Source organism: Pseudomonas sp. PB120 (assembly GCF_009761815.1).
Taxonomy (GTDB): domain Bacteria; phylum Pseudomonadota; class Gammaproteobacteria; order Pseudomonadales; family Pseudomonadaceae; genus Aquipseudomonas.
In genome coordinates, this window is sequence record NZ_RWIN01000141.1 from 1 (window position 1) to 24,044 (window position 24,044).

Sequence of the window (24,044 nt, forward strand, 5' to 3'; positions counted from 1 at the left end):
CCCGCGCCGCCCGCTGCAACAGCGCCTTGGCCCGGACCAGATCGCCCAGTTGCGCCATGGCAATTCCGCGCAATGCCAACGCCGGCGCATCGTCGCGCAGGGCGACCCGGTTCAACGCGCCGAGCGGATCCCCCGCCGCCAGTGCCTGCGCAGCAGCCGTGATCAGCGAATCCATTGCAGCCCACTCCCACCGTCGAATGCTCGACGTTGAGTCTATCTCACCACCGCCCATACAGACGCCGGAACGCACACGACGCCGTCGAACAACAATCGAGCCGTGCGCATCAAGCCACACCCCGCCAACTGGCCATTGTGCAGGCGCAACTCGACGGTGAACTCGCCCGTGGGATGCTCGACCGACAGTCGCTTGACCTCGCCCTCACCCACGCTGGCCAGTCCCGCTGCCACGCTGCCCTCAAGCAAACAGGCCGCCGCCACACTGACCGCCCCGAACACACCGATGCTGGTGTGGCAACGATGGGGAATGAACGACCGGGTACTGAGCGCGCCACCGGATCGGGCGGGCGCGACGAGGCACATCTTGGGCACGTTTCGCGCGCGGACATCGCCCAGGTTCATGCGCGGCCCGGCCTGCAGGCGGATCGATTCGAGACGGGCCTTCAGATTCGTATCGGCGTCCAGTTGCTCCGGGCTCGCGTAGCCACTGCAACCGAGGTCTTGGGCACGGATGATCACGACCGGCATGCCGTTGTCGATGCACGTCACCTCGACACCGTCGAAGGTGTCAGTCACGTTGCCGGTCGGCAGCAGCGCGCCGCAACTGGAACCTGCCACCTCTTCGAATTCGACGATCAACGGCGCACCCTGCCCCGGCACACCATCAATCCGCGCATCGCCTGAATAGCTGACCTCGCCATTGGCCGTGGGCACGTGCGCCACCGCCATCTGCCCGGTGTTTTCCATGAAGATCCGCACTGGCGTGACATCGCCTGTCACAGGCACCAGCCCGCGCTCCAGCGCAAACGGCCCGACACCGGCGAGGATGTTGCCGCAGTTCTGGCCATAGTCGACACGCGCTTCGTCGACCACGACTTGAGCGAACAGGTAGTCAACATCGGCCCCGGCGCGTGCGCTGGGCTTGATGATCGCTACCTTGCTGGTCAGCGAGTCACCGCCACCGATGCCATCGATCTGCCGCGCGTCCGGCGAGCCCATGACCGCCAGCAGCACACGGTCGCGAAGTGCCGGTTGTTCCGGCAAATCACGGGCCAGAAAGTACGCCCCTTTGGAGGTGCCACCGCGCATCAGCAAACAGGGAATGCGTGTCTGGCTCATGCTCAGTCCTCGAGTTCGTCGAGGCTGTCGATGTAGCGCAAACCTTTTTCCGCCAGCCGCGTGCGCATGTTGTAAATATCCAGACCCAGTTCGCCCTTGGCCAGGCGCAAGGCTTTCTGCTCTTCCAGATCGGCGCGTGCGCGGCTGGCCTCGACCACCTGCGGGACTTCGGCACGACGCACGATCACCACGCCATCGTCATCCGCCACCACCACATCGCCCGGGTGCACCAGTTGACCGCCGCACACCAGCGGCAGGTTGACCGAGCCGAGAGTCTCCTTGATCGTGCCCTGGGCGCTGATTGCCCGGGACCAGACCGGGAAGCCCATCTCGCGCAAGGTATGGGTGTCGCGCACGCCGGCATCGATGATCAATGCCCGCACGCCATGCGCTTTAAGCGACGTCGCCAGCAGGTCGCCGAAGTAACCGTCGGTGCACGGTGACGTGGGCGCCACCACCAGAATGTCCCCCGGGTGGCACTGTTCCACGGCCACATGGAACATCCAGTTATCGCCCGGCGCGACCAGCACCGTCACCGCCGAACCGCTGATCACCGTCCCACGTTGAATCGGCGTGATCGATGACGCCAGCAAGCCCTTGCGGCCTTGCGCTTCATGAATGGTCGCGACGCCATAGCGCTTCAACTCATCCACCAGCGCCGCCTCGGCCCGGGGAATGTGACGCACGACAATACCGGTTTTGCCGATGTGCTCGCTCATGCCAGGTTCTCCGTGACACGCGGGAAGATGCTCTGGTAACCCTCGCCGTAAACGATGTTGCGGGTAGACGTAATGCCGACGTTGCGCTTGGCCTGTACGCCGCGCTGCAGGGCGACGCGGGTGTAGTACTCCCACAGGTGTTCCTGGCCGGCCATGCACTGGATCGCCGCGTACTTTTTGTCCCAGACATCGGTGATGTCCAGCAGCACGTCCGGGCGCCATTCGCATTGCTCGGGCTGATGCGGTTCGAAGCTGTACACCGGCGGTGCGCCGACAATCTTCTCGCCCGGCTTGTAGCCTTCGGCCTGGGCGATGATGCGCGCCTCTTGCGTCAGGTTCATGGCCAATGGGTGATCGTAGTTGTAAGGGTCTTTCAGCGAGTGGCTGAGGACAAATTCCGGCTGGACCTTGCGGAACACGTCGGCCAGGCGAAACAGCGTTTCCTTGTCAGCGCGCATCGGGTAATCGCCGATGTCAAAGAACTCAACACTGGCCCCCAGGATATCCGCGGCGGCCTGAGCCTCTTCGCGGCGTGCAGCCTTGACCTTGTCTTCGCTCATCTCTCCTTTGCGCCACAGCTTGGCGGACTCGCCGCGCTCACCGAACGACAGGCAGACGATGTGAACGTTGTAGCCCTGTTGCGCATGCAGTGCGATTGCACCGCCCGCACGCCAGACGAAATCGGCAGAGTGTGCGCTGACAACCAGCGCGTTTTTCGGTGATTCGATCATTGCGGGTGCTCCTCCTGCGTGTCGAAAGAGCATCGCACCCGCACGTGCCGGCGGAGTAATGCGTTCGAGTGTTCGAGGTATGCGTTTTTTTTATTGCCACTCCATCCGGGCAACGGCATAGTCGTCGACGACATTTGATTGCAGAGCATGAACCGCCATGGAGCCTTCGGAATTCCCCAGCCTGATGCACGTCCGGGCCTTTGTCCGGGTGGCCGATCACGGCAGCGTTTCCAAGGCCTCGGTGGCGTTGTATCGCGCCCAGTCAGTGGTGACCCGGGCCATATCCGAACTGGAAACCCGGCTGGACGTGCCCCTGTTCGAACGGCACGCCAACGGTATGCGTTTGACCGACTTTGGCGAGCGCTTGCTGCCACGGGCACGCCGCGTTCTGGCCGAGCTGGACAGCGTGCCGAAACTGCTGGGCAACCCGGACAAACAGGCCGTCGAACCGCTTTATCTGTTCCAGGCCCGGCGCCTGCAAGTCTTCGTCAAACTCTGCGAAACGCACCACATGCAGACGGTCGCCAGCCTGCTCGGCCTGAGCCAGCCCGCCGTCAGCTCGACGCTCAAAGTGCTGGAAAGCGGGTGCGGGCAAACGCTGTTCGAACGCACGCCTCGCGGGTTGCAGCCGACGCGCGCCAGCCTTGAAATCCTCTTCCCTGTTCGCCGCGCACTGAACGAACTGCGGCATATCGAGACCGACATCACCGCCATTCGCGGGGCCTTGCAAGGTGTGGTGCATGTCGGCGCCCTGCCCTTGGGCCGCACGCGCATATTGCCCGAGGCGATTGTCCGCCTGATGGCCAGGCATCCCGGGATTCAGGTGATCACCAACGAAAGTCCGTTCGATCTGCTGGCGACGGAACTGCGCGCCGGTGACGTCGACTTTATCTTCGGCGCCCTACGCTCGGCGGCCTACGCCAGCGACCTGATCGGCGAATCGTTGCTCACGGAAGAAATGGTGGTGGTGGCGCGGCGGGACCATCCGCTCTATGCGAAAAGCGCGTTGCAGGATGAGCTGAGCGGCGCCCGCTGGGTGTTGCCTCGGGCCGGTTCACCCGCGCGAACAATGCTCGACGATTGCTTTACGGCGTTCGGCATCGCACCGCCCCGGCCCGTGGTGGAAAGCGCCGACATGGCGATCATTCGGGGGTTGTTGTTGCGTTCGGACATGTTGGCGGCGGTGTCCGCGCACCAGCTGGAACAGGAGATTGCCTCCGGCGAACTGTGCATCCTGCCGCTGGAGCTGAAACAGACCACCCGCGCCATCGGCCTGACCTATCGCAACGGCAGCCTGCACTCACCCGTGGCGCAAGCCCTGATGGACATGATTCGCCGGGTGATTCAAGAACAGACCTCCGAACGACACACAAACCTGTAGCAGCTGGCGAGTCACGAGATGCAGTTGACCTTGTAGCAGCTGCCGAGCTTGCGAGGCTGCGTTGGACTGCGCAGCGGCCCCCGAGGGCGGTCCTGCGGACACGCAACGCAGCCTCGCAAGCTCGGCAGCGGCTACAGGTTGTCAGCAACAGCGGCTACAGCAGGTTCAACGGATAGCTCACGATCACGCGGTTTTCGTCGAACTCGTTGGTGCTGAAGTCTTTACGGATGCTCGAGTTACGCCATTTGACGTTGAGGTTTTTCAGCGCCCCGCTCTGCACCGTGTAGGCCAGTTCCGATTCGCGGCCCCATTCCTTGCCGTCGGTAATCGCGCCGGTGTGCACGTTATCGCCGCTGATGTAGCGGTTCATCATCGTCAGGCCAGGGACGCCGAGGGCGACGAAGTTGTAGTCGTGGCGCAGTTGCCAGGATTTCTCCCGGGCGTTGTCATAGCTGGAGTTGTAGCTGTCGTTGGCCAGGGTGCCACCGCTGGTGCCATTGACCCGCATCCACACGCTGTCCCCGGTGAGTTTTTGCAGCCCGACGTAGAACGTGCTGCCGCCGTACCTGGCCGAGAGCATGGCGAAGCTGGTTTTGTTGTCGAGGTCGCCCGCCAGCGCGCTGCCGCTTTCCTTGCCGTTGAAGAAGCCAAGGTTGGCGCCCAACGTCCAGTCACCAAGCGGCTGACTGTGGTTGAGGCTGAAATACTGCTGCTGGTAAATGTCGCTGAGTTCCGAGTACCAGACACCGACCTGGGTGTGCTTGTCGTTGAAGCTGTATTCACCGCCGCCGAAGTTGAAACGGTCCGACGTGAACGACGCTTTGCCGTTCATGGACATGTCTTCCATGCTCGCATCGTTGCGCGGGCTGTTTTGCTGGAACTGGCCACCGTAGAGCGTCAGGCCACTGATTTCAGTAGACGTCACCTGAGCGCCGCGGAAGGTTTGCGGCAGCGAACGGCCGTCATCCGAGCGCAGGATCGGCAACACCGGCATCCATTCGCCGACCTTCAATTCGGTTTTCGAGAACTTGGCTTTCAGCGCCACACCCAGGCGACCGAAGTTATCGGCGGGACGACCGTCATCATGGATCGGCAGCAATTGCGTACCGCCGGTGCCTTTGCCGCCGTCGAGTTTCTGCGAGTACAGGCCCAGCACATCGACGCCAAAACCAACGAAGCCCTGGGTGAACCCGGACCTGGCGTCGAGAATGAAGTTCTGGGTCCACTCCTCTGCCTTACCTTGCGGGTAGGCCGGGTTGGTGTAGTTGCGGTTGATGTAGAAGTTGCGCAGGTTCAGGTTCGCACTGGCATCCTCCAGGAAACCGGCGGCGGAACCCTGTTGCGGTAGCGTGGAGACCACGGCCAGCGTGAACAGGATTCGAGGTTTGACGGTGTTTTTCATTGTTATTGTTATCCGGTTTTTGGGTATAAAAATCCGCTGCGCCCAAAAAGGTCGGGCGCAGTGAGCTCAATCAAGTTCGTTGCAAGGGCGTCCAGAAAGCGCCGCCGGAGACTATCGGAGGGTTAGCGCGGGGCTTTGCCCGCCACCGAATACAGCACCTGCTGATTCCGGGTTTTCATGAAGTCCTCCAGGCTTTGCCCGCGCATTGCGGCGTAGACCTGCAGGTTGGGAATGCCCAGCACCGCGGCGAGCTTTTCCAGCACGAAGAAGATCGCGCCGTACTGGATCAACCCACGCCAGTCACGACGACGCAGCAAATCGCGCTCTTCGTCCGTCAGCCCGGCTTCATCGAACAGCACGTCGGGCGTTTCGAGAAAACGCTGACGCCACTCGGGTTCGATCATGCGATGCAAAAACTTGTTCAGGCGATAGCCCTTGGCGCTGCGCTCCAGCGTGAACGGATACGTCCCTTCAAGCTTCTCGATACCGGCCAACTGGTGCTGCATGTGCTGCAAATGGCGGGCATTGATGTCGGCAGGCACCGGTCGGTCCTGGTTTTCCAGGAGCAAGGTGGCGATACCCGTCATCGACGGCAGGTAATAATCCTGGTGCAAATTCTTCACCGTGGCTGACAGCGCACCACGCATGATCAGCCAGGTAATCACCTCCGAACCTTCCAGCCCGCCGAGGGTGGCGAATTCCGCCAGGGTCATCTCGGTCAGGCGGATCGGGTCGTTGACCAGCAGATCAATGAACTGCTGATCCCACTGCGGATTGTTGAAACCGCAGCGCTCGCCATGCACCTGATGGGACACGCCGCCCGTGGCGACGATGGCGACCTTGAGGTCCTCCGGATAACTTTCGATGGCCCGGCGCAGGGCCAACCCCAATTTGTAGCAGCGCAACGCACTGGGGATGGGGAACTGCAACACGCCGACTTGCAGCGGTACGATCTCCACCGGCCACTCGGGCGTGCTCGGCAACAGCGCCGACATCGGCGAGAAGAAGCCGTGGTCCAGCGGTTTGTCGCGGAAGAAACTCATGTCGAACTCGTCGGCCATCAGGCTTTCGCCGATGTGTCGCGACAGCGCCGCATGCCCGCCAATCGACGGCAGTTCACGGGGATTGCCGCCCTCGTCGGCGACCTCGTAACGCTCATCGACCCCCAGGGAAAACGCGCCGTAGTGATCGAAGAAAAACGAGGTCACATGGTCATTGAAGATGTAGAACAACACATCGGGTTGTTGCTCTTTCAACCAGACCTTGATCGGTTCGAAGCCTTCGAAAATCGGCGCCCAGGCAGCCTCGTTCTGTTTGTCGTGATCGACCGCGAAGCCGATGGTGGGTGTGTGGGAGACAGCGAGGCCACCGATGATGCGTGCCATGACGAGTTCCTTTGTTCAAAAAAAGTTTAGTGCGCAACCAATGCCCGGCTGACCCGGCGCCGCGCATGACCGTTGGCCAGAATCGCCAGGGCCGCAATGAAGGCCGGCAGGCCCAGCAAGGCGAACAACAGCGGCAGGCCCAAGCCCAGGCTGAGCACCGCGCCACCGATGAGTGAGCCAAAGATAGCCCCGAAACGGCCGATCCCGAGCATCCAGCTCACACCCGTGGCGCGGAAGTCCGTCGGGTAGTAGCCGGGGGCAAACGCGTTGAGGCCGGTTTGTGCACCGCTCATGCAAAAGCCCGCGGCAATCACGCCGAACGCCAGCAGGCTCGACTCCAGGCTGAAGGCGCCCAACAACAGAATGAACGCACCGCCCAGGGCATACGAGGTCGCAATGACCGTGTTCGGATTGCGTCGATCCATGGCCCAGCCGACCACGATGGCGCCAACGGTGCCACCGATCTGGAACAAACCGGTGATGGTCGCCGCCCGTTCAATCGACAAACCACCTTCGCGCAACAGCGTCGGCATCCAGCCCATGGTCAGGTAGATCACCAGCAGACCCATGAAATAGGTCAGCCACAGCGCCAGCGTGCCAAACCGATAGCCCTCGCTGAACAACATGCGCACCGGCGCTTTGTGCTGAACCTGAGGTTCGGCCAGGGTGAAATTCGTGGTCGACGAAAAGGTCCCGCCCAACTTGTTCAGCACCTTGGCGATCTGACTGGCCGGCGCATTGCGAGCCGCGAGAAAACGTGCCGACTCCGGCAACAACAGCCACAGGAACGGCAGCAGCACCAACGGCAAGATCCCACCAGCGAGCAGCACCGATTGCCAGCCGTGGTGTGGAATCAGCCACGCCGCGAGCAAACCGCCCAGCCCCGAACCCATGTTGAACCCGGTGAACATGATGGTGATGAACAGCGAGCGATTACGCTCCGGCAGGTATTCAGACAGCAGCGTGGTGGTGTTGGGCAACGCAGCGCCCAGCGCCACGCCGGTCAATAACCGCAATGTCGCCAGTTCATAGGGATTGCTCGCGAACGCACATGCCAGGCTCAGGACACTGAAACCGGTCACGGCAAACAGCAGCACCTTTTTGCGCCCGATACGGTCGGCGTAAGGGCCGGCCGTCAACGCACCAATGGCCAGGCCCACCATGCCGGCACTCATGACCGGGCCAAACGCGGCTTTCGACAGCCCCCACTCCTGAATCAGGGAGGGCGCGATAAACCCCATGACCGCGACGTCGAAACCATCAAACAGCACAACGAAGAAACACAGGCTCATGATGAGCCACTGGTATCGGGCAACCGGTCGGTTGTCGATCCACGCTTTGATATCGACCGTCTCGTGACTCATGCTTTTCACCTTCTTATTTTTGTAGAAGTTCCGGCAGCAGAACGCTGGGCGTGACTCTAAGGCCGCAAGCGCCTGCCCCGCCTCTGGGAAATCCTTAAGCGGGTATCGGTTTTTCTTATCGGGTGAAAAAACTGCGTGAGTGCTGCGGGCCGGCTTACCCCCAGCCATGGGCCTCTTCGATGAAGTGCAGCACCGCACTGGAACGCTCATCAATGCGTGAAATCAGCGACAGTTCACTGACCATTTCTGGCTGTGCCAGCGGCACGATCCGCACGCCCGGCATCGTCAACCGGGCCATGGTTTCCGGCACGATACTCAGGCCGATCCCCGCCGCCACCAGCCCGGGAATACTCATCAGCGACGGGACATACAGAATGTTCTCGGGGTGCAGCTGGTTTTGCCGACAGGCCTGAAGCGTGTGGGAAGTCAGGCCGATGCCGGCTGCGTCCTGAAGGAAGACGAATTTCTCGTGCCGCAGTGTTGCCAGCTCGCCGGTAAAACTGTCCGCCAGCTCATGGTTGTCCGGGATCAACAGCACAAGGCTCGACTGACTGAAGTGATGCGTGCGCAAGCGGTCCGGCAAGTGGTCCTTGAACACGCGGGCAAATCCCAGGTCGAGTTTATGGTCGAGCAACATGTCGAACTGCGCGCGAATACCCGCGTCCACCAGCGACACCTTGACCTCGGGAAACGTGCTGAAGTAATGCCTGAGCAACTGCGGCAGGTTGGCCTCGAGCAGGGCCGAGTGGTAACCAATGTTGATCTCGCCGACTTCGCCACGCCTGGCACGCCGGGCAGCGGCCGTTGCCAATTCGCTGGACTCGATGGATTGCCGCGCATGCGGCAAAAACGCCATGCCGGCAGCGGTCAGCGCCACACCGCGGTTTTCACGGCGGAACAGCGCCAGCCCCAATTCGGATTCAAGCGTGCGCATCAGCTGGCTCAACGCCGGCTGCGCGATGCCCAGTTGCTCAGCCGCCCGGCTGAAATGTTGCAAGTCCGCCGCCACGACAAAGGCTTTAAGGTGACGCAGTTCCATAACGCTCACTCATAAGGTTGGCTTATCTATTTGTCTGGATTTCGATAATTATTCTGCAAGCGAGATGCGCTAACGTCTACCCACTTCAACGATTCCTGCCCAAGCCGGAACGTGTGAGTACTCCATAACCATAAAAACAAAGACGAGCACCTCTATGAGCACGACCAGTCACGAGACTCATGATTTGCGCATGCCCCGCAAAGCGGTGACCGCCGCAACCATCGGCACCGCCCTGGAATGGTTCGACTTCACTCTCTACGGAGCGGTATCGGCGACCATCCTGCCCAAGCTGTTCTTTCCGGCCATGGAACCCACCGCCGGTTTGCTGGCCTCGCTGGCAACGTTCGGCGTTGGCTTGGCTGCACGGCCATTGGGGGCGATTACCTGCGGTTACCTCGGCGACAAACTGGGTCGCCGCAACCTGATGCTGGCCACCGTGACGATGATGGGCCTGGCCTCGGTGATGATGGGTTTGTTGCCCACGTATGGTCAAATCGGGGTCTGGGCGCCCATTCTCCTGGTGCTATTGCGGATCATCCAGGGCTTCGCGCTGGGCGGTGAGTCCACCGGGGCGCAACTCATGGCACTCGAACACGCCTCCCCCGACCGCCGTGGACGGTATTCGGGGTTACTCGGATTGTGCTCGCCGCTCAGCCAGATTTTGGCCAACGCCGTGTTGATGGGACTCGCCGCAACGTTGAACAGCGAACAATTCGAAAGCTTTGGCTGGCGCATTCCCTTCCTCCTGAGTTTTGTCCTGGTGGTCGTCGCGATCTTCATCCGGCTCAAAGTCGATGAGACACCGGCCTTCGTCGCCTTGAAGAAAACCCCGGTCAAACAGGAAAAAAGTCCGCTCAAGTCCGCGCTGGGCGGTCATTACAAAACCATTGTGCGGTTGATGCTGTTCTTCTGCTCGCCTGCAGCCCTGTTTTATCTGATCGTGATTTTTTCCCTGAGCTACCTTACCAAGCACTTGGGCATGAGCCAGTCCATGGGCTTCATGTCTTTGATGGTCGCCAACGTCTGCGCAATTTTCGGTGCACTGGCTGCGGCTACCTGTCAGATCGCTGGGGCCGGAAAAAGGCCTTGATCCTCGGTTCGTGCATGACGCTGCTGATCCTGATGGTCTACTTCCCGATCCTGAACACGCAAAACGTCAGCGCCATCATGGCGATCATGGGACTGTTCCTGGGCTTCACCCAGTTCCAGAGCGGCATCCAGCCCGTGGCATTCGCAGAAGCGTTCCCGACTCAGGTCCGTTATTCCGGCTCCGCCCTGGCCTACACCGGCGCCAACCTGCTGGTCGGCGGCCCGATGCCGATGATCGCGGTGTGGCTGATGAGTCAGTCCGGCAATTCACCCTGGCCACTGGTTTCGCTGTGCGCCGTAATCAACCTGATTTCCCTGGCCATGATCGTCATCGGCCCTGAAACCCGCGGCATCGACCTCAACGCCGTCACTGAACAAACGCCGGCCGACCACAACGCCACCGCCATCCTTTCCAAATAAGCAGCAGGACGACCATGAACCGCACCGTCTTCATCCTCAACGGCCCAAACCTCAACCTGCTGGGCCGCCGCGAGCCGCACATCTACGGCCACACCACCCTCGAACAGATCCGCCAAAGCAGCCTGTTGCTGGCCGATGAACTCGAGCTGGCGTGCGACTTTCGCCAGACCAACCACGAAGGCGTGATGGTCGACTGGATTCAGGAAGCGTTCGAACAAGGCGCGGCGCTGATCATCAACCCGGCGGGGTTTTCGTTTCATTCGATCCCGGTGCTGGATGCGTTGAAGTTGATTGAAGCGCCGTTGGTTGAGCTGCACCTGTCGAACATTCATGCGCGGGATGAACTGCATCGGCATTCGATCATGTCCGGCGTCGTCGACACCGTGATCTGCGGCCTCGGCGCCGAGGGTTATCCGCTCGCCATCCGTGCCGTCGACAGCCTGCTGCGCAGCAAGATCGTCGCCCGGTAAATCCCGGCTCACCTGCAAAAAAAGCCCCGTTCCTTCAAAAGAAACGGGGCTTTTCTTTGATCAACGCGATCCCCTGACACCCGCGTGCTTGACGCTTCACGTCATTCAATGGGACAACGTGCGCAGCCTCAACGGGCACCACGAGCATCAAGGACGAGGCCTCCCCCCCCCATGAAAACCTTATTGTGTTTACTCATCGCCATCGGCGTTGGCGCCGCGTTGCAAGTTGCCGGCGTACCACACGGCCTGTTGCTCGGCTCGATTCTCGCGACGGCGTTGCTCGTCAGTAACACCGGTTTTGCGCCGAGGCTGCGCTTCGGCCTTGGTTATGTGCAAATCGTCCTCGGGATCGCCACCGGCCTGATGTTCAAGGCGTGGGACAGCCAGGTCGCGGCCGCCATGCTGCCCAGCCTCGGCTTCCTGTTGGTGTGCCTGTCGGCCCAGATCGCCGTCGGCGGTTGGTGGTTGTACCGGGTGTCGGGGTGGGACCTGAAGGATGCCCTATTGGCCGTCTACCCGGGGGCATTGGCGGCGGTGTTCGATTTGCTGGAGTCCGAGCGCGCGTCGAGCAAGGTGATTGTCGTGCACCTGGTCCGGCTGCTGCTGATCACCGTGCTGGTGAGTTTTTGCATTCCGGGGGTTCCCGGGGTGGCGCTGGTCGACAACCGTCCGCTGGACGCTGGCAACCTGCTGCCCCTGTTGACGCTGATCGTCGCGAGCATCGCCATCGGCCGCGTGCTGTTAAAGGGCGGCGTCCCCGCACCGTTCATGCTCACCGCCATTGTGGCCACCGGCGTCAGTATCAAGCTCGGCTATTTCCAGAACTTCCACATGCCCGAATGGAGTGTCGATTTCGCGACGGTCATCCTCGGCATGCTGATCGGTTCGAAGTTCAAGGGCATCAGCCTCTCGGAACTGGTTCGCCACGGTCGCGCCGGGCTGATGTCCATCGCCCTGATGCTGCTGATTGCCGCTGCGTTTGCCGGGCTGGCCGGCCGGAGCCTGGGCAGTGATCCCTTGTCGTTATGGCTGGCGTACATGCCCGGCGCCATCGAGACGATTGCCATTGTCGCGTTCAGTGGCGGGCTCAACGTCGTGTTTATCCTGTCTCATCATCTGGTGCGGATGGTCGTGCTGCACTTTGCACCGGCCCTGCTCATTCAGGCGCGGCGCTGGCGTGAAAGTGCCTGACCGGAGGGGGCGGCGTGTCCAGCGTCGCCAGGTTATTGCCCAACAGCACCGGTGATTCGCCGGTGATTTCGCGCAGCAGCGCGGTGATGACCTCCCCGCTCACCGAACCCCGCATCTGCAGCAGATCCGCCACCATCGTTACGGCGAGCCAGTATCGATGCACCAGGCAACTGGACCGGGCGATGGCGCGGGTTTCGGCGTCGAGCAGCTTTCGGGCGGGCAGCAAGCTGATCAAGGCGTAGCCCCGGCGCTGATCGCCCTGACCGCTGCCGCGCAAGAGTATGTCGGATGGGCTGTGCCGGTAGACGGCTTCGGCCACGGGACCGGCGAAGCAGTCGATCAGGTCACGTTCAATGGGGTCGATCATGGAGGGCAGGTATTCCGCGATGCCGGGCGGCTCCTTTGCCGGATGCGGCACAAGGTAGTCCGCCTCGACCAGCCCCTCCGCCGGTTGCGGGTTGCCCCGTAGATCGAACATCGGCCCGGCGAACGCTTCGGCATGGGTGCGCACCGTGACGCGCTCGATGTGCTGGCCGTTCCACCAAAAGGCCAGCACATGCCCCGCTTCGTGGATAGCCGTGCCGCGCAGGCGCTTGTTCATGGTCGGGTCCTCTCCCCTGACAGCCGGTTTTATCATCGGCCCCGCCCCAGGGCCCCGATAAAAGATTATAGCTATCGCGCACCAATAGTCCGGCTATTAGCTGACTTCAAATCCGACGTCTACCCTTATCCGAGCGCTGGCGCCATAAGCTGGCCGGTTTAGTGCTGATAAGGAGACAGGAATGAGTCCGAAGCTTGACTAGGCCACCCGTGGGCCATCGCGCAGACCACTCGATTAACGCTGTTCAGAATGCCCGCGTGGTTAAAACAGTCGGTTGATTCAACCGTTGGCCCCTGCCGCCCCTGTCATAGATTCCGCTCGTTAGCTATCCAACGCCCATCCCGGGCGCGATAGCCGGATGAACACGACCAAAGGTAGCTCACACATGGCAAATGAATCGAAATGCCCCTTCAATCACGCCGCTGGCGGTGGCACGACGAACCGCGACTGGTGGCCGAACCAACTGAATCTGAAGATCCTGCACCAGCACTCGTCCCTGTCCGACCCCATGGACGAGAACTTCAACTATGCCGAAGCGTTTAAAAGCCTGGACTTCGGGGCGGTCAAACGCGACCTGAACGCGCTGATGACCGATTCTCAAGACTGGTGGCCGGCGGACTTCGGTCACTATGGGCCGCTGTTCATTCGCATGGCCTGGCACGCAGCGGGCACCTACCGTACGGGGGACGGCCGTGGTGGTGCCGGTTCTGGCCAGCAACGTTTCGCGCCGCTGAACAGCTGGCCGGATAACGTCAGCCTCGACAAGGCGCGCCGGCTGCTTTGGCCGATCAAGCAAAAATACGGCCGGAATATTTCCTGGGCCGACCTGATTGTGCTCACCGGCAACGTCGCGCTCGAGTCCATGGGCTTCAAGACCTTTGGTTTTTCCGGTGGCCGTCCGGACGTCTGGGAACCGGATGAAGACGTGTACTGGGGTTCGGAAAACAAGTGGCTGGGTGGCGACACCCGCTACGACAAAGGGCAAAAACCCGTGGAGGCGCCCGGTGATGTCCCGCTCGTGGCCGAGCCCGGTCGAAATGAAGACAGTCGCACTGAGGGGGGGCGCAATCTGGAAAACCCACTCGCCGCCGTCCAGATGGGCTTGATCTACGTTAACCCCGAAGGCCCTGAAGGCGAGCCAGACCCGGTCAAGTCCGCCCTGGACATCCGCGAAACCTTCGGCCGCATGGCCATGAACGATGAAGAAACCGTGGCGCTGATCGCGGGCGGCCATGCCTTCGGTAAAACCCATGGCGCCGGCCCGGCCGACAATGTCGGGCCCGAACCCGAAGCCGCGGGCCTGGAAGCCCAGGGGTTTGGCTGGAAAAACAGTTTCGGCACCGGTAAAGGCCCGGACACCATCACCAGCGGCCTGGAAGTGACCTGGACCACCACGCCGACAAAATGGAGCAACAACTACCTGGAAAACCTGTTCGGCTTCGAGTGGGAGCTGAGCAAAAGCCCGGCCGGGGCCAACCAATGGGTCGCCAAGAATGGCGCCGGTGCCGGCACCATTCCGGATGCCCACGACCCGTCGAAACGTCGCAATCCGACCATGCTGACCTCGGACCTGGCCCTGCGCTTCGACCCGATTTATGAACCGATTGCCCGGCGCTTCCTGCAGAACCCGGATCAACTGTCCGACGCGTTCGCCCGCGCCTGGTTCAAGCTGATCCACCGTGACATGGGGCCACTTTCGCGCTACCTCGGCCCGGAACTGCCGAGCGAAGAACTGCTGTGGCAAGACCCGATCCCCGCCGTCGACCACGACTTGATCAACGACGGCGATGTGGCCGCGCTCAAAAGCAAAATCCTGGCCTCTGGCCTGACGGTTCCACAGCTGGTATCCACCGCTTGGGCGGCTGCTTCAACTTTCCGTGGTTCCGACAAACGCGGCGGCGCCAACGGCGGACGCCTGCGTCTGGCCCCGCAAAAATCCTGGCAGGCCAACCAACCTGAGCAATTGGCGAACGTACTGTCGAAGCTCGAAAACATCCAGCGCGAGTTCAACAGCGGCGGCAAGAAAGTTTCGCTGGCGGACCTGATCGTGCTGGCGGGTAACGCGGGTGTCGAACAGGCCGCGAAAAATGCCGGCCACAGCGTGACGGTGCCGTTCACCCCCGGGCGGATGGACGCCTCCCAGGAACAGACCGACGTCGAATCTTTCGGCTTCCTGGAGCCCATCGCCGACGGCTTCCGCAACTACCTCAAGACCCGCTACCGCGTGCCGGCCGAACACCTGTTGATCGACAAGGCGCAACTGTTGACCCTCACCGCGCCAGAAATGACCGCGCTGGTGGGCGGCCTGCGCGTGTTGAACACCAATGTCGGGCAGACCAAGCACGGGGTGTTCACGAAGCAGCCGGAGGCGTTGACCAACGACTTCTTCAAGAACCTGCTGGACATGAGTGTGGAATGGAAACCGGTGTCAGAGGCGAATGAGGAGTTCGAAGGCCGTGACCGCAAGACCGGTGAAGTGAAGTGGACCGGGACCCGGGTTGATCTGGTCTTTGGTTCGAATGCGCAGTTGCGTGCGCTGTCTGAAGTCTATGCGCTGAGCGACTCGAAAGAGAAGTTCGTCAACGACTTCGTGGCGGCGTGGACCAAGGTGATGAACCTGGATCGCTTTGATGTGAAATAGACACGGCGCAGAAATGAAAAACGCCATCCCGACTCAGGCCGGGATGGCGTTTTTTTATGCCGTGACTGCTGTTACAGGTCAGTGATTTCCTTGTGACGCGGCACCAGCGTTTTCATCACGCTCCACGCCACCAGGTAGGCCACCGCACAGATCGCGAACATGATCATGTAGCCGGTATGGATATCGTTGAGCATTTTGTAGTGGTCGATCACCCAACCGCCGGTCTTGGTCATCACGACGCCGCCCAGGCCACCGGCCAGACCGCCAATGCCGACCACCGAAGCGATGGATTTTTGCGGAAACATGTCAGACACGGTGGTGAAAATGTTGCACGACCACGCCTGGTGCGCCGACGCGCCCACACCGATCAACAGCACCGGCACCCAGAAACTGAGGTAGCCGAACGGCTGCGCCAGCAAGACCACCAGCGGGAAGAACGCGATCACCAGCATGGCTTTCATGCGACCGTCATACGGCGCATCGCCGCGGGACATGAAGTAGCTTGGGAACCAGCCACCGCCGATGCTGCCAATCATGGTCATGCTGTACAGCACCGCCAGCGGCCACACGATGGCCTGGCCTTTCATGCCGTATTGCGCCGCCAGGTAGGTTGGCAGCCAGAACAGGAAGAACCACCACACGCCGTCGGTCATGAATTTGCCGAAGACGAAAGCCCAGGTCTGACGGTAGGTCAGCAGCTTGAACCACGAGACCTTTTTAGCCGCTTCACCCGAGTCGGTGCCGGCAAGCGCCTGCGCGCCCTGGTCATGACGGATGTAGGCCAGTTCTTCGGCCGACAGGCGTTTTTGCTCTTCCGGTTTCTTGTACAGCGCAATCCAGACAGCCACCCAGACGAAGCCCAAGCCGCCGATCACGATGAACGCCGCTTCCCAGCCCCAGAGGCCGGCGATCAGTGGCACGCTGATCGGTGCCAGGATGGCGCCGACGTTGGCGCCGGAGTTGAAAATGCCGGTGGCGAACGAACGTTCTTTCTTCGGGAAATATTCCGCGGTGGCCTTGATCGCGATCGGGAAGTTACCCGCCTCGCCTATCGCCAGCACGGCGCGCGACAACATGAAGCCGGCGATCGACACCGGGATCACGGCAACGCCAAGTGCGCTGCACACACCGGCGATCCCCTCGCCCATCGGCACTGCAAAGGCGTGCATCATCGCACCGGTCGACCAGATGCCGATGGCCACGATATAGGCGGTCTTGGTGCCGATCTTGTCGACCAGGCGGCCGGCGAACAGCATGGAAATCGCGTACACAAACTGGAACACGGAAGCAATGTTGGCGTAATCGGTGTTGCTCCAGCCGAATTGCGTCGACAGGTCCGGCGCCAACAGGCTCAGTACCTGACGGTCCAGGTAATTGACGGTGGTGGCGAAAAACAGCAGTGCACAGATCGTCCAGCGGTATTTGCCGACGGCCTGACTGATGCGTTGTGGATTGATGGGCTCGTTCAGATTCATGGCATCACTTTTATTGTTGGTTGTGGTGATGATCTCTCGGTTTCAAGCGAGATCAATTTGAAACATTGAGCATTGCCCCACGCAGGCTTTGCTCGGTGCAGATCTTCAAATTAGAGGCAGACGTTATCCCCGGGGCTGGCCGTGGGATGGGCAAGCGGCACCGGTCAAGGAACGGGAAGCGGCATTCAGGGGGGCGCGTGAACGGATTGATTTCATGATGGGGCCGACACCAGTTTTTATTTTTATGATGAAACAAACGATTATTCGTCTGTCGTCGTACAACCTTGCCAGCGTATATAGCCAGTTCATCGCGGGGCTGTCAATCATAAAAAATGGGTGTGTATATCAAGGAAACCGCCAGCCTTAGTTAACAATATAGGGATTGGCAGCGTTAGGCTTTTGTTTTTTATGGAGGTTGCGGAGAGGGTTCGCGTTTCGCGATTTAACAGGGTTGTACGATAACAAGCCCTGCCCCGCCCTGCTTTCTGTGGGAGCGAGCCTGCTCGCGATGGACTCAAGAACGCCGCGTTCCTTCAGAAAGCCCGCGTTATCGTTGACGACCATCGCGAGCAAGCTCGCTCCTACAGGGATTGCGTCTAATCAGAACCGTGGCTTGACCGCTTTCCAGTCAGGCTTGTAACGCTGCATCTGCTTCACATCATCCCGCTGGCGAATCCCGCAGGTCAGGTATTGATCGTGCAGCTTGCCCAGTTGATCCCGATCCAGCTCCAGGCCCAACCCCGGTGCGCGAGTGATTTTCACGCAGCCATCGACGATCGGCAGCTTGCCGCCCTTGATCACCTCTTCATCCGGTTCCTGCCACGGGTAATGCGTGTCGCAGGCGTAATCGAGGTTGGGCACGGACGCGGCAACATGGGCCATGGCCATCAGGCTGATGCCCAGGTGCGAGTTGGAATGCATCGACACCCCAAGGCCGAAGGTGTCGCACATTTTCGCCAACGCCTGGGTGTCCCTCAAACCGCCCCAATAATGGTGGTCGGCCAGGACAATCTGCACGCTGTTTTGCGCCACGCTGCGACGAAATTCGTCGAAGTCCGTGACCACCATATTGGTCGCCAACGGCAGCCCCGTGCGCCGGTGCAGTTCAGCCATGCCGTCGAGGCCCGGCGTCGGGTCTTCGTAATATTGCAGGTCGTCGCCAAGCAATTCGGCCATGCGAATAGAGGTTTCCAGGGACCAATTGCCATTCGGGTCGATGCGCAGCGGGTACCCCGGAAAGGCTTTTTTCAAGGCCTTGATGCACGACACTTCATGCTCCGGCGGCAGCGTGCCGGCCTTGAGCTTGATGCTCTTGAAGCCATAAGCCTCGATCATGCGCCGCGCCTGGGCGACGATCTGCTCCTCGTTCAGGGCTTCGCCCCAACTGTCCGGCTGGTACGGCGAATCAACGTGTTGGGCATACTTGAAAAACAGGTAGGCGCTGAACGGAATCTCGTCACGAATCGCGCCGCCCAGCAAGTCCACCAACGGCACATTCAGCGAATGCGCCTGCAAGTCTAGGAACGCCACTTCGAACGCCGAATACGCGTTGCTCACCGCTTTGCTGGCGTGGGAACCGGGGGCCAGTTCTGCGCCGGGGATGCTCGCCGGTTTGTTCGCGGCCACCGTCGCCTGCACGATTGCGCGCAGCTGGTTGAGGTTGAACGGATCAAGTCCGATCAATTGTGACTGTAACTGCTGCTGTATCAACAACGCCGGGGCGTCGCCGTAACTCTCGCCCAGGCCGATGTAACCGTTGTCGCTTTCGATCTCGATGATCGAGCGCAGCGCGAACGGTTCATGAATGCCGCTGGCGTTGAGCAGTGGCGGATCGCGGAAAGCGATGGGGGTGACGGTGACTCGTTTGATTTTCAAATGGCTGCTCCCTTGGTACCTGAGCTCAGGCGTGATGACTGACAGATTTTTGAGGCGATACGGCAACATCGGCTGGCGTGCGAGTGGGCGTGTTCCGGGGCGCGGTGCGGGCGAAAAAGATCACCACCGCCGCCACCAGCGAAGTGGCCGCCAGGCCGTAGAGGCCGCCTTCGATGGAGCCGGTTTCCTGCTCCAGGAAACCGAACGCCGTTGGCGCAACGAAGCCGCCGAGGTTGCCGATGGAGTTGATCAAGGCGATCACGGCAGCGGCGATGCGAGCGTCCAGATAGCCTTGCGGAATCGGCCAGAACAGCGCCGACGCGGCCTTGAAACCAATCGCGGCAAAACAGATGGCGACGAAGGCGAAGATCGGCCCGCCGGTGGTGGACATGAACATGCCGAACGCGGCGATCACCAGGGTCAACGCCACCCACGCTTGCTGATGTTTCCATTTGCTGGCCATGGCGGCGAAGCCATACATGGCGACGATGGAAATGATCCACGGGATCGAGTTGAACAGGCCGACCTGGAAGTCGCCGAGGTTGCCCATTTTCTTGATCATGCTCGGCAGCCAGAACGTGGCGCCGTAGATCGTCAGGGCGATGGAAAAGTAGATGAAGCAGAACAGCGCAATCTGTCGGTCCGCGAGCAATTTGAACATCGACGGCTTGACCGTCTGCGTGGCTTCGCGGGCTTGCTGCTCCAGGGCGATGGCGCCAATCAGCGCGTCCTTTTCCTCGGCGCTCAACCAGTTCGCCTCGCGCGGGTGGGACTGCAGCCAAAACCAGACGAACCCGCAGAGCACGATCGAGGCAAAGCCTTCAATCAGGAACATCCACTGCCAGCCGTGCAGGCTGAAACCGCTGACGTTCAACAGCGCTCCGGACACCGGCCCGGAGATCACCGAAGCAATGGCCGAGCCGCTTAAGAAGATCGCCATGGCCTTGCCGCGTTCGGTCGACGGCAGCCATTGGGTGAAGTAATAAATGATGCCGGGGAAGAAACCGGCTTCGGCCGCACCGAGGATGAAGCGCAGCACATAGAAGCTGGTTTCGCCGCGCACAAAGGCCATCGCCATGGCGGCGGCGCCCCAGGTGAACATGATGCGCGTCAACCAGGCGCGCGCTCCGAAGCGCTGCAGCAGGATGTTGGAAGGCACTTCGAAGATGGCGTAGCCGATGAAAAACAGCCCGGCACCCAGGCCATAGGCCGCCGCACCGATCCCGAGGTCGGTTTCCATGTGGCTGCGCACGAACCCGATGTTGACCCGGTCGATGTAGTTGACGATGAACATCACCACAAACAGTGGCAGCACGTGGCGCTTCACCTTTGCTGCAGCGCGGGCCAGCACAGTTGGGTCGGGTGGACTCTGGACAGTGTTCAAGGGGCGACTCCCGTTCATTGTTTTTTTAGGGACGAGTCGATCATGGACGCGGCCATTGATCCCGTCTAATCTAACTTGGCATTCGATTGATACCTGGATTAGATCAATGTTCGAACTGACCCAATTACGCTGCTTCACCACCGTGGCGACGGAACTGAATTTCCGCCGCGCCGCCGAGCGGCTGAACATGACGCAACCCCCGCTCAGTCGGCAGATCCAGTTGCTGGAACACCACTTGGGCGTCGAGCTGTTTACGCGCAGCACCCGCAGCGTCGCCCTGACCGCCGCCGGTCGCGCCTTTTTCATCGAAGCGCAAAACCTGCTGGAGCGCGCCCAGCAAGCGGCGGTTACCGCGCGACGCTTCGCCGAGGGTGACATCGGCACCGTGACCATCAGCTTCGTGGGCAGTGCGGTCTACGAATTCCTGCCCAAGGTCATCGCCGAGGCGAGGCTCAAGCAGCCTCTGGTGAAAATCGATCTGACGGAGATGAACACCTACCAGCAGCACGAAGCGCTGCGTGCCCGCCGCATCGACCTGGGCATTGCCCGTGCGCCGCTGCTGGAGCCCGGCTATTCCACCGAATGCCTGGTGCGCGAGCCGTTTGTATTGGCCGTGCCCAGCACCCACCCCTTGGCCAGTGCCGACACGGTGACGGTCAACGACCTCGATGCGCAGCCGTTCCTGATGTATTCCCACGCGGCCTATCCACCGTTCAACGAACTGCTGACCGGCATGCTGCGCTCTGCCCGCGTCGCGCCGGACTACGTGCAATGGCTCGGCTCGTCACTGACCATCCTCGCGATGGTCAACGCCGCCATGGGCCTGGCCCTGGTGCCCCGCTGCGCGACCAGCGTGGTGTTCAAGAATGTGGTGTTTCGCGATATCGACCTCGGGGAAGGCGTGCAGAGCGAGCTGCACCTGATCTGGCGCGAGAACAATGACAACCCGGCGTTTGCGATGTTGCTGGAGGCAATTCGTCGGGCGGTGCGCGAGGGTTGGGGCAACTGACAAAAATAATTTCAATTTTCACTGATACCTTTTTCGCCGTCGTTCGGTAGGTAGAGGAATTCTCAATTTCTCTCGCGTTCCACAGGCATGCCGAATGACTTCAAGACCGCTCCCGTATTTGTCCCGAATCCGCCCCGCTCGTCTTCCGCTCAATGGCCTGAGCCTGGCCATTGCGCTGAGCGTGTTGGCGCCAGCGCACAGCGTCTGGGCGGCCGATATCACTGGAAGCGAAGCCACGCACAGCTATGCCATCGCACCCGGCAGCCTGAGTAGCGTGCTGGCGAAATTTGCGGCGACGTCGGGCGCTCTGTTGTCGTTTGATGCGCAAACGCTGGGCGATCTTCAAAGCACGGGGTTGCAGGGCACCTACTCCGTGCAGTCGGGCTTTTCGAAGTTGCTGCAAGGCAGCGGCTTCATGCTGATCAATACCGGGGCGAACAGCTACACCGTCGCGCCGCAGGTTGACGCCGGGGCCGCGCTGGAACTGGGCGCGACCACCATCAGTGGCACCAACAGCCCGTCGGCGGACACCTACCCCGGTGGCCAGGTGGCGCGCACTGCACGCCTGGGCGTGCTCGGTAATCGTTCGATCAGCGACGTGCCGTTCAGTGTCGTCAGCTACACCGCGAAAACCATCGAAGACCAGCAGGCGAGAACCGTGGGCGATGTGTTGCTCAACGACGCATCGGTGCGCCAGTCCTCGGGCTTCGGCAACTTCTCCCAAGTGTTCACCATTCGTGGCCTGCCGCTGGTCAGCGACGACATTTCGTTCAACGGTTTGTACGGCGTGCTGCCACGGCAGATCATCACCACCGAAGCCCTGGAGCGCGTCGAACTGTTCAAGGGCCCGAATGCGTTCATTAACGGCGTGGCGCCGTCCGGCAGCGGTATCGGCGGCAGCGTCAACCTGGTGCCGAAACGCGCGCAGGATGTGCCGACGCGCAGCGTGACCCTGGATTACGCCAGTGACAGCCAGGTCGGCGGCCACATCGACCTCGGCCAGCGCTTCGGTGAAGACAATCGCTTTGGCGCGCGGGTCAATCTGGCCGAGCATGGCGGCGACACGGCGGTGGATGACGAGAACGAACATTCACAACTGGTCGCCGTCGGCCTGGATTATCGGGGCGATGCACTGCGGGTTTCCACCGACCTGGGCTATCAGAAACAACGCATCAACAACGGCCGCTCCGTGGTGTATCCGACGGGCACGAAAATTCCCCATGCGCCGTCGGCGAATGACAACTACGCCCAGGACTGGTCGTGGTCACAGCTCGAAGACACCTACGGCATGGTCAATGCCGAATACGACCTCAACGACAACTGGACGGCCTACGCCGGCGGTGGCGCCAAGCACACCCGGGAGAACGGCCAATACTCGTCGCTGTATGTGGCGAACGACGGCAGCGGCAAGGTCGGCTTTCTCTACTCGCCCCATGATGAAGACAACCAAAGCGCCATGGCCGGGTTGAACGGTCACTTCAGTACCGGCCCGGTCACTCACCAGATGAACTTCGGGTTGTCGGGCATCTGGGGCGAGCAGCGCTCGGCGTTCGAAGCCATCCTGGTGGCCAACCGCGTGCCCGGCAATCTGTACAACCCGACGCAAGTCCCGCGGCCGACCAAGACCTATTTCGGCGGCGACATCCATGACCCGCGTGTCGTCGGCAAAAACCGCATCAAGAGTGCCGCAGTGTCCGACACCTTGGGCTTCATCGACGACCGCGTGCTCCTGACCCTGGGCGTGCGCCGCCAGTCGCTGGAAGTCGACGCCTGGAACACCACCAGCGGCGCGCGCACCGCCAATTACGATGCGTCGATCACCACGCCGGTTTATGGCCTGGTCATCAAGCCCTGGGAGCACGTGTCGTTCTACGCCAACCGCATTGAAGGACTGGCCCAGGGCCCGACCGCCCCGTCCACCGGCGTGACCAACCCCAACGAAGTGTTCGCGCCCAATCGCAGCAAACAGACGGAAGCCGGGGTCAAGCTCGACTGGGACAGCTATGGCGCCACGCTGGGCGTGTATCGCATTGAGCAGCCGAACAGTTCGACGTCGACTAATCCAGGCTCGACGCTGGGCACCTTCAGTGTGGACGGCGAGCAAGTGAACAAGGGTGTCGAGTTGAACATCTTCGGCGAGCCGATTGACGGGTTGCGCCTGCTGACTGGCGCCACCTGGATGGACACCGAACAAAAGAAAACCTCCAACGGCGTCAACGACGGCAACCGCGCCGCCGGTGTCCCGCGCTTCCAATACAACGTCGGCGCCGATTGGGATGTTCCCGGCGTTCAGGGTGCGGCCATCAGCGGCCGCATGCTGCGCACCGGCGGCGAATACGTGAACGCGGCCAACAGCCTGAGCATTCCGGCCTGGACCCGCGTCGACCTCGGCGCCCGCTACGGCTTCAAGGCTGACGACAAGTACATCACGCTGCGCGCCAACGTCGAAAACGTCGCGAACAAGGCGTACTGGTCCTCCGCCTCGACGGCCAACAACTACCTGACACAGGGCGAACCGCGCACGTTGAAGGTGTCGGCGACGGTGGATTTCTAGGGGTATTCGGTCTGTCGC

General features: G+C 61.2%; 17 protein-coding genes and 2 pseudogenes. 7 read left to right on the top strand and 12 right to left on the bottom strand.

Translation table 11 applies throughout. The features are described 5' to 3' along the window. The 4 genes and pseudogenes from EJA72_RS29400 to galB all read right to left on the bottom strand — a co-directional run. Positions 1-175: pseudogene (locus EJA72_RS29400) on the bottom strand (helix-turn-helix domain-containing protein); the annotation flags it as partial. Positions 176-213: 38 nt separating this feature from the next. Next, positions 214-1,296 carry a 4-oxalomesaconate tautomerase gene (locus tag EJA72_RS25250; RefSeq protein ID WP_157714606.1) on the bottom strand — a complete coding sequence of 361 codons (1,083 nt, stop codon included), beginning with the start codon at positions 1,294-1,296 and terminating at the stop codon, positions 214-216. A 2-nt stretch (positions 1,297-1,298) separates the two neighbouring features. Then, positions 1,299-2,015, bottom strand: a complete 717-nt coding sequence (locus EJA72_RS25255; protein WP_157714607.1) for a 4-carboxy-4-hydroxy-2-oxoadipate aldolase/oxaloacetate decarboxylase — start codon at positions 2,013-2,015, stop codon at positions 1,299-1,301. Further along, positions 2,012-2,746, bottom strand: a complete 735-nt coding sequence (gene galB / locus EJA72_RS25260; protein WP_157714608.1) for a 4-oxalmesaconate hydratase — start codon at positions 2,744-2,746, stop codon at positions 2,012-2,014. Before galB ends, EJA72_RS25255 begins: the two co-directional genes overlap by 4 nt. A 157-nt stretch (positions 2,747-2,903) precedes the next feature. Here galB and EJA72_RS25265 point away from each other — a divergent pair, with 157 nt between their 5' ends. Then, the gene (locus EJA72_RS25265) at positions 2,904-4,127 is read left to right on the top strand and encodes a LysR family transcriptional regulator (RefSeq protein ID WP_157714609.1); all 1,224 of its coding nucleotides are present in this window, start codon (positions 2,904-2,906) and stop codon (positions 4,125-4,127) included. 154 nt (positions 4,128-4,281) lie between these two features. Here EJA72_RS25265 and EJA72_RS25270 read toward each other — a convergent pair whose 3' ends face one another. From EJA72_RS25270 to EJA72_RS25285, 4 genes are all read right to left on the bottom strand, one after another. After that, positions 4,282-5,529: an OprD family porin gene (locus tag EJA72_RS25270; protein ID WP_157714610.1), complete on the bottom strand. Its 1,248-nt coding sequence runs from the start codon at positions 5,527-5,529 to the stop codon at positions 4,282-4,284. Positions 5,530-5,651: 122 nt separating this feature from the next. Then, positions 5,652-6,914: a gallate dioxygenase gene (locus EJA72_RS25275; RefSeq protein WP_157714611.1), complete on the bottom strand. Its 1,263-nt coding sequence runs from the start codon at positions 6,912-6,914 to the stop codon at positions 5,652-5,654. A gap of 26 nt (positions 6,915-6,940) precedes the next feature. Then, complete coding sequence (locus tag EJA72_RS25280) at positions 6,941-8,278, bottom strand: aromatic acid/H+ symport family MFS transporter (RefSeq protein ID WP_157714612.1); 1,338 nt, start codon at positions 8,276-8,278, stop codon at positions 6,941-6,943. Positions 8,279-8,432: 154 nt separating this feature from the next. Then, positions 8,433-9,317, bottom strand: a complete 885-nt coding sequence (locus EJA72_RS25285) for a LysR family transcriptional regulator (RefSeq protein WP_157714613.1) — start codon at positions 9,315-9,317, stop codon at positions 8,433-8,435. Positions 9,318-9,471: 154 nt separating this feature from the next. Between EJA72_RS25285 and EJA72_RS25290 the strand changes: the two are divergent. The 3 genes and pseudogenes from EJA72_RS25290 (at position 9,472) to EJA72_RS25300 (ending at position 12,487) form a co-directional block, all read left to right on the top strand. After that, positions 9,472-10,826, top strand: a pseudogene (locus EJA72_RS25290) (MFS transporter). A 14-nt stretch (positions 10,827-10,840) separates the two neighbouring features. After that, the gene (locus tag EJA72_RS25295) at positions 10,841-11,296 is read left to right on the top strand and encodes a type II 3-dehydroquinate dehydratase (protein WP_157714614.1); all 456 of its coding nucleotides are present in this window, start codon (positions 10,841-10,843) and stop codon (positions 11,294-11,296) included. Positions 11,297-11,467: 171 nt separating this feature from the next. Continuing rightward, the gene (locus EJA72_RS25300) at positions 11,468-12,487 is read left to right on the top strand and encodes an AbrB family transcriptional regulator (protein ID WP_157714615.1); all 1,020 of its coding nucleotides are present in this window, start codon (positions 11,468-11,470) and stop codon (positions 12,485-12,487) included. On the opposite strand, the gene EJA72_RS25305 is transcribed toward EJA72_RS25300, so the two are convergent. Further along, complete coding sequence (locus EJA72_RS25305; RefSeq protein ID WP_157714616.1) at positions 12,453-13,088, bottom strand: hypothetical protein; 636 nt, start codon at positions 13,086-13,088, stop codon at positions 12,453-12,455. The two genes, EJA72_RS25300 and EJA72_RS25305, sit on opposite strands and share 35 nt — an antisense overlap. A 385-nt stretch (positions 13,089-13,473) precedes the next feature. Here EJA72_RS25305 and katG point away from each other — a divergent pair, with 385 nt between their 5' ends. Further along, the gene (gene katG / locus EJA72_RS25310; RefSeq protein ID WP_157714617.1) at positions 13,474-15,729 is read left to right on the top strand and encodes a catalase/peroxidase HPI; all 2,256 of its coding nucleotides are present in this window, start codon (positions 13,474-13,476) and stop codon (positions 15,727-15,729) included. Positions 15,730-15,800: 71 nt separating this feature from the next. Here the strand turns inward: katG and EJA72_RS25315 are convergent, their stop codons facing one another. The 3 genes from EJA72_RS25315 to EJA72_RS25325 all read right to left on the bottom strand — a co-directional run bounded on the left by EJA72_RS25315 (position 15,801) and on the right by EJA72_RS25325 (position 20,463). Then, positions 15,801-17,204 carry an MFS transporter gene (locus EJA72_RS25315; RefSeq protein ID WP_157714618.1) on the bottom strand — a complete coding sequence of 468 codons (1,404 nt, stop codon included), beginning with the start codon at positions 17,202-17,204 and terminating at the stop codon, positions 15,801-15,803. 600 nt (positions 17,205-17,804) lie between these two features. Continuing rightward, positions 17,805-19,079: a glucarate dehydratase family protein gene (locus EJA72_RS25320; RefSeq protein WP_157714619.1), complete on the bottom strand. Its 1,275-nt coding sequence runs from the start codon at positions 19,077-19,079 to the stop codon at positions 17,805-17,807. A gap of 25 nt (positions 19,080-19,104) precedes the next feature. Beyond that, positions 19,105-20,463, bottom strand: coding sequence for an MFS transporter (locus EJA72_RS25325; RefSeq protein ID WP_157714620.1), 1,359 nt, complete (start codon positions 20,461-20,463; stop codon positions 19,105-19,107). A 106-nt stretch (positions 20,464-20,569) separates the two neighbouring features. Between EJA72_RS25325 and EJA72_RS25330 the strand changes: the two genes are divergently transcribed. Continuing rightward, positions 20,570-21,472, top strand: coding sequence for a LysR substrate-binding domain-containing protein (locus EJA72_RS25330; protein ID WP_157714621.1), 903 nt, complete (start codon positions 20,570-20,572; stop codon positions 21,470-21,472). A gap of 94 nt (positions 21,473-21,566) precedes the next feature. Further along, on the top strand, positions 21,567-24,026 hold the full coding sequence (locus EJA72_RS25335) for a TonB-dependent receptor (RefSeq protein ID WP_157714622.1): 2,460 nt from the start codon (positions 21,567-21,569) through the stop codon (positions 24,024-24,026). Positions 24,027-24,044 lie beyond the last annotated feature (18 nt).

What these genes read in the sequence shown, in the direction of transcription:
- EJA72_RS25250 (WP_157714606.1), bottom strand. Translation starts at nt 1,296, where the DNA reads ATGAGCCAGACACGCATTCCCTGTTTGCTGATGCGCGGTGGCACCTCC.
- EJA72_RS25255 (WP_157714607.1), bottom strand. Translation starts at nt 2,015, where the DNA reads ATGAGCGAGCACATCGGCAAAACCGGTATTGTCGTGCGTCACATTCCC.
- galB (WP_157714608.1), bottom strand. Translation starts at nt 2,746, where the DNA reads ATGATCGAATCACCGAAAAACGCGCTGGTTGTCAGCGCACACTCTGCC.
- EJA72_RS25265 (WP_157714609.1), top strand. Translation starts at nt 2,904, where the DNA reads ATGGAGCCTTCGGAATTCCCCAGCCTGATGCACGTCCGGGCCTTTGTC.
- EJA72_RS25270 (WP_157714610.1), bottom strand. Translation starts at nt 5,529, where the DNA reads ATGAAAAACACCGTCAAACCTCGAATCCTGTTCACGCTGGCCGTGGTC.
- EJA72_RS25275 (WP_157714611.1), bottom strand. Translation starts at nt 6,914, where the DNA reads ATGGCACGCATCATCGGTGGCCTCGCTGTCTCCCACACACCCACCATC.
- EJA72_RS25280 (WP_157714612.1), bottom strand. Translation starts at nt 8,278, where the DNA reads ATGAGTCACGAGACGGTCGATATCAAAGCGTGGATCGACAACCGACCG.
- EJA72_RS25285 (WP_157714613.1), bottom strand. Translation starts at nt 9,317, where the DNA reads ATGGAACTGCGTCACCTTAAAGCCTTTGTCGTGGCGGCGGACTTGCAA.
- EJA72_RS25295 (WP_157714614.1), top strand. Translation starts at nt 10,841, where the DNA reads ATGAACCGCACCGTCTTCATCCTCAACGGCCCAAACCTCAACCTGCTG.
- EJA72_RS25300 (WP_157714615.1), top strand. Translation starts at nt 11,468, where the DNA reads ATGAAAACCTTATTGTGTTTACTCATCGCCATCGGCGTTGGCGCCGCG.
- EJA72_RS25305 (WP_157714616.1), bottom strand. Translation starts at nt 13,088, where the DNA reads ATGAACAAGCGCCTGCGCGGCACGGCTATCCACGAAGCGGGGCATGTG.
- katG (WP_157714617.1), top strand. Translation starts at nt 13,474, where the DNA reads ATGGCAAATGAATCGAAATGCCCCTTCAATCACGCCGCTGGCGGTGGC.
- EJA72_RS25315 (WP_157714618.1), bottom strand. Translation starts at nt 17,204, where the DNA reads ATGAATCTGAACGAGCCCATCAATCCACAACGCATCAGTCAGGCCGTC.
- EJA72_RS25330 (WP_157714621.1), top strand. Translation starts at nt 20,570, where the DNA reads ATGTTCGAACTGACCCAATTACGCTGCTTCACCACCGTGGCGACGGAA.
- EJA72_RS25335 (WP_157714622.1), top strand. Translation starts at nt 21,567, where the DNA reads ATGACTTCAAGACCGCTCCCGTATTTGTCCCGAATCCGCCCCGCTCGT.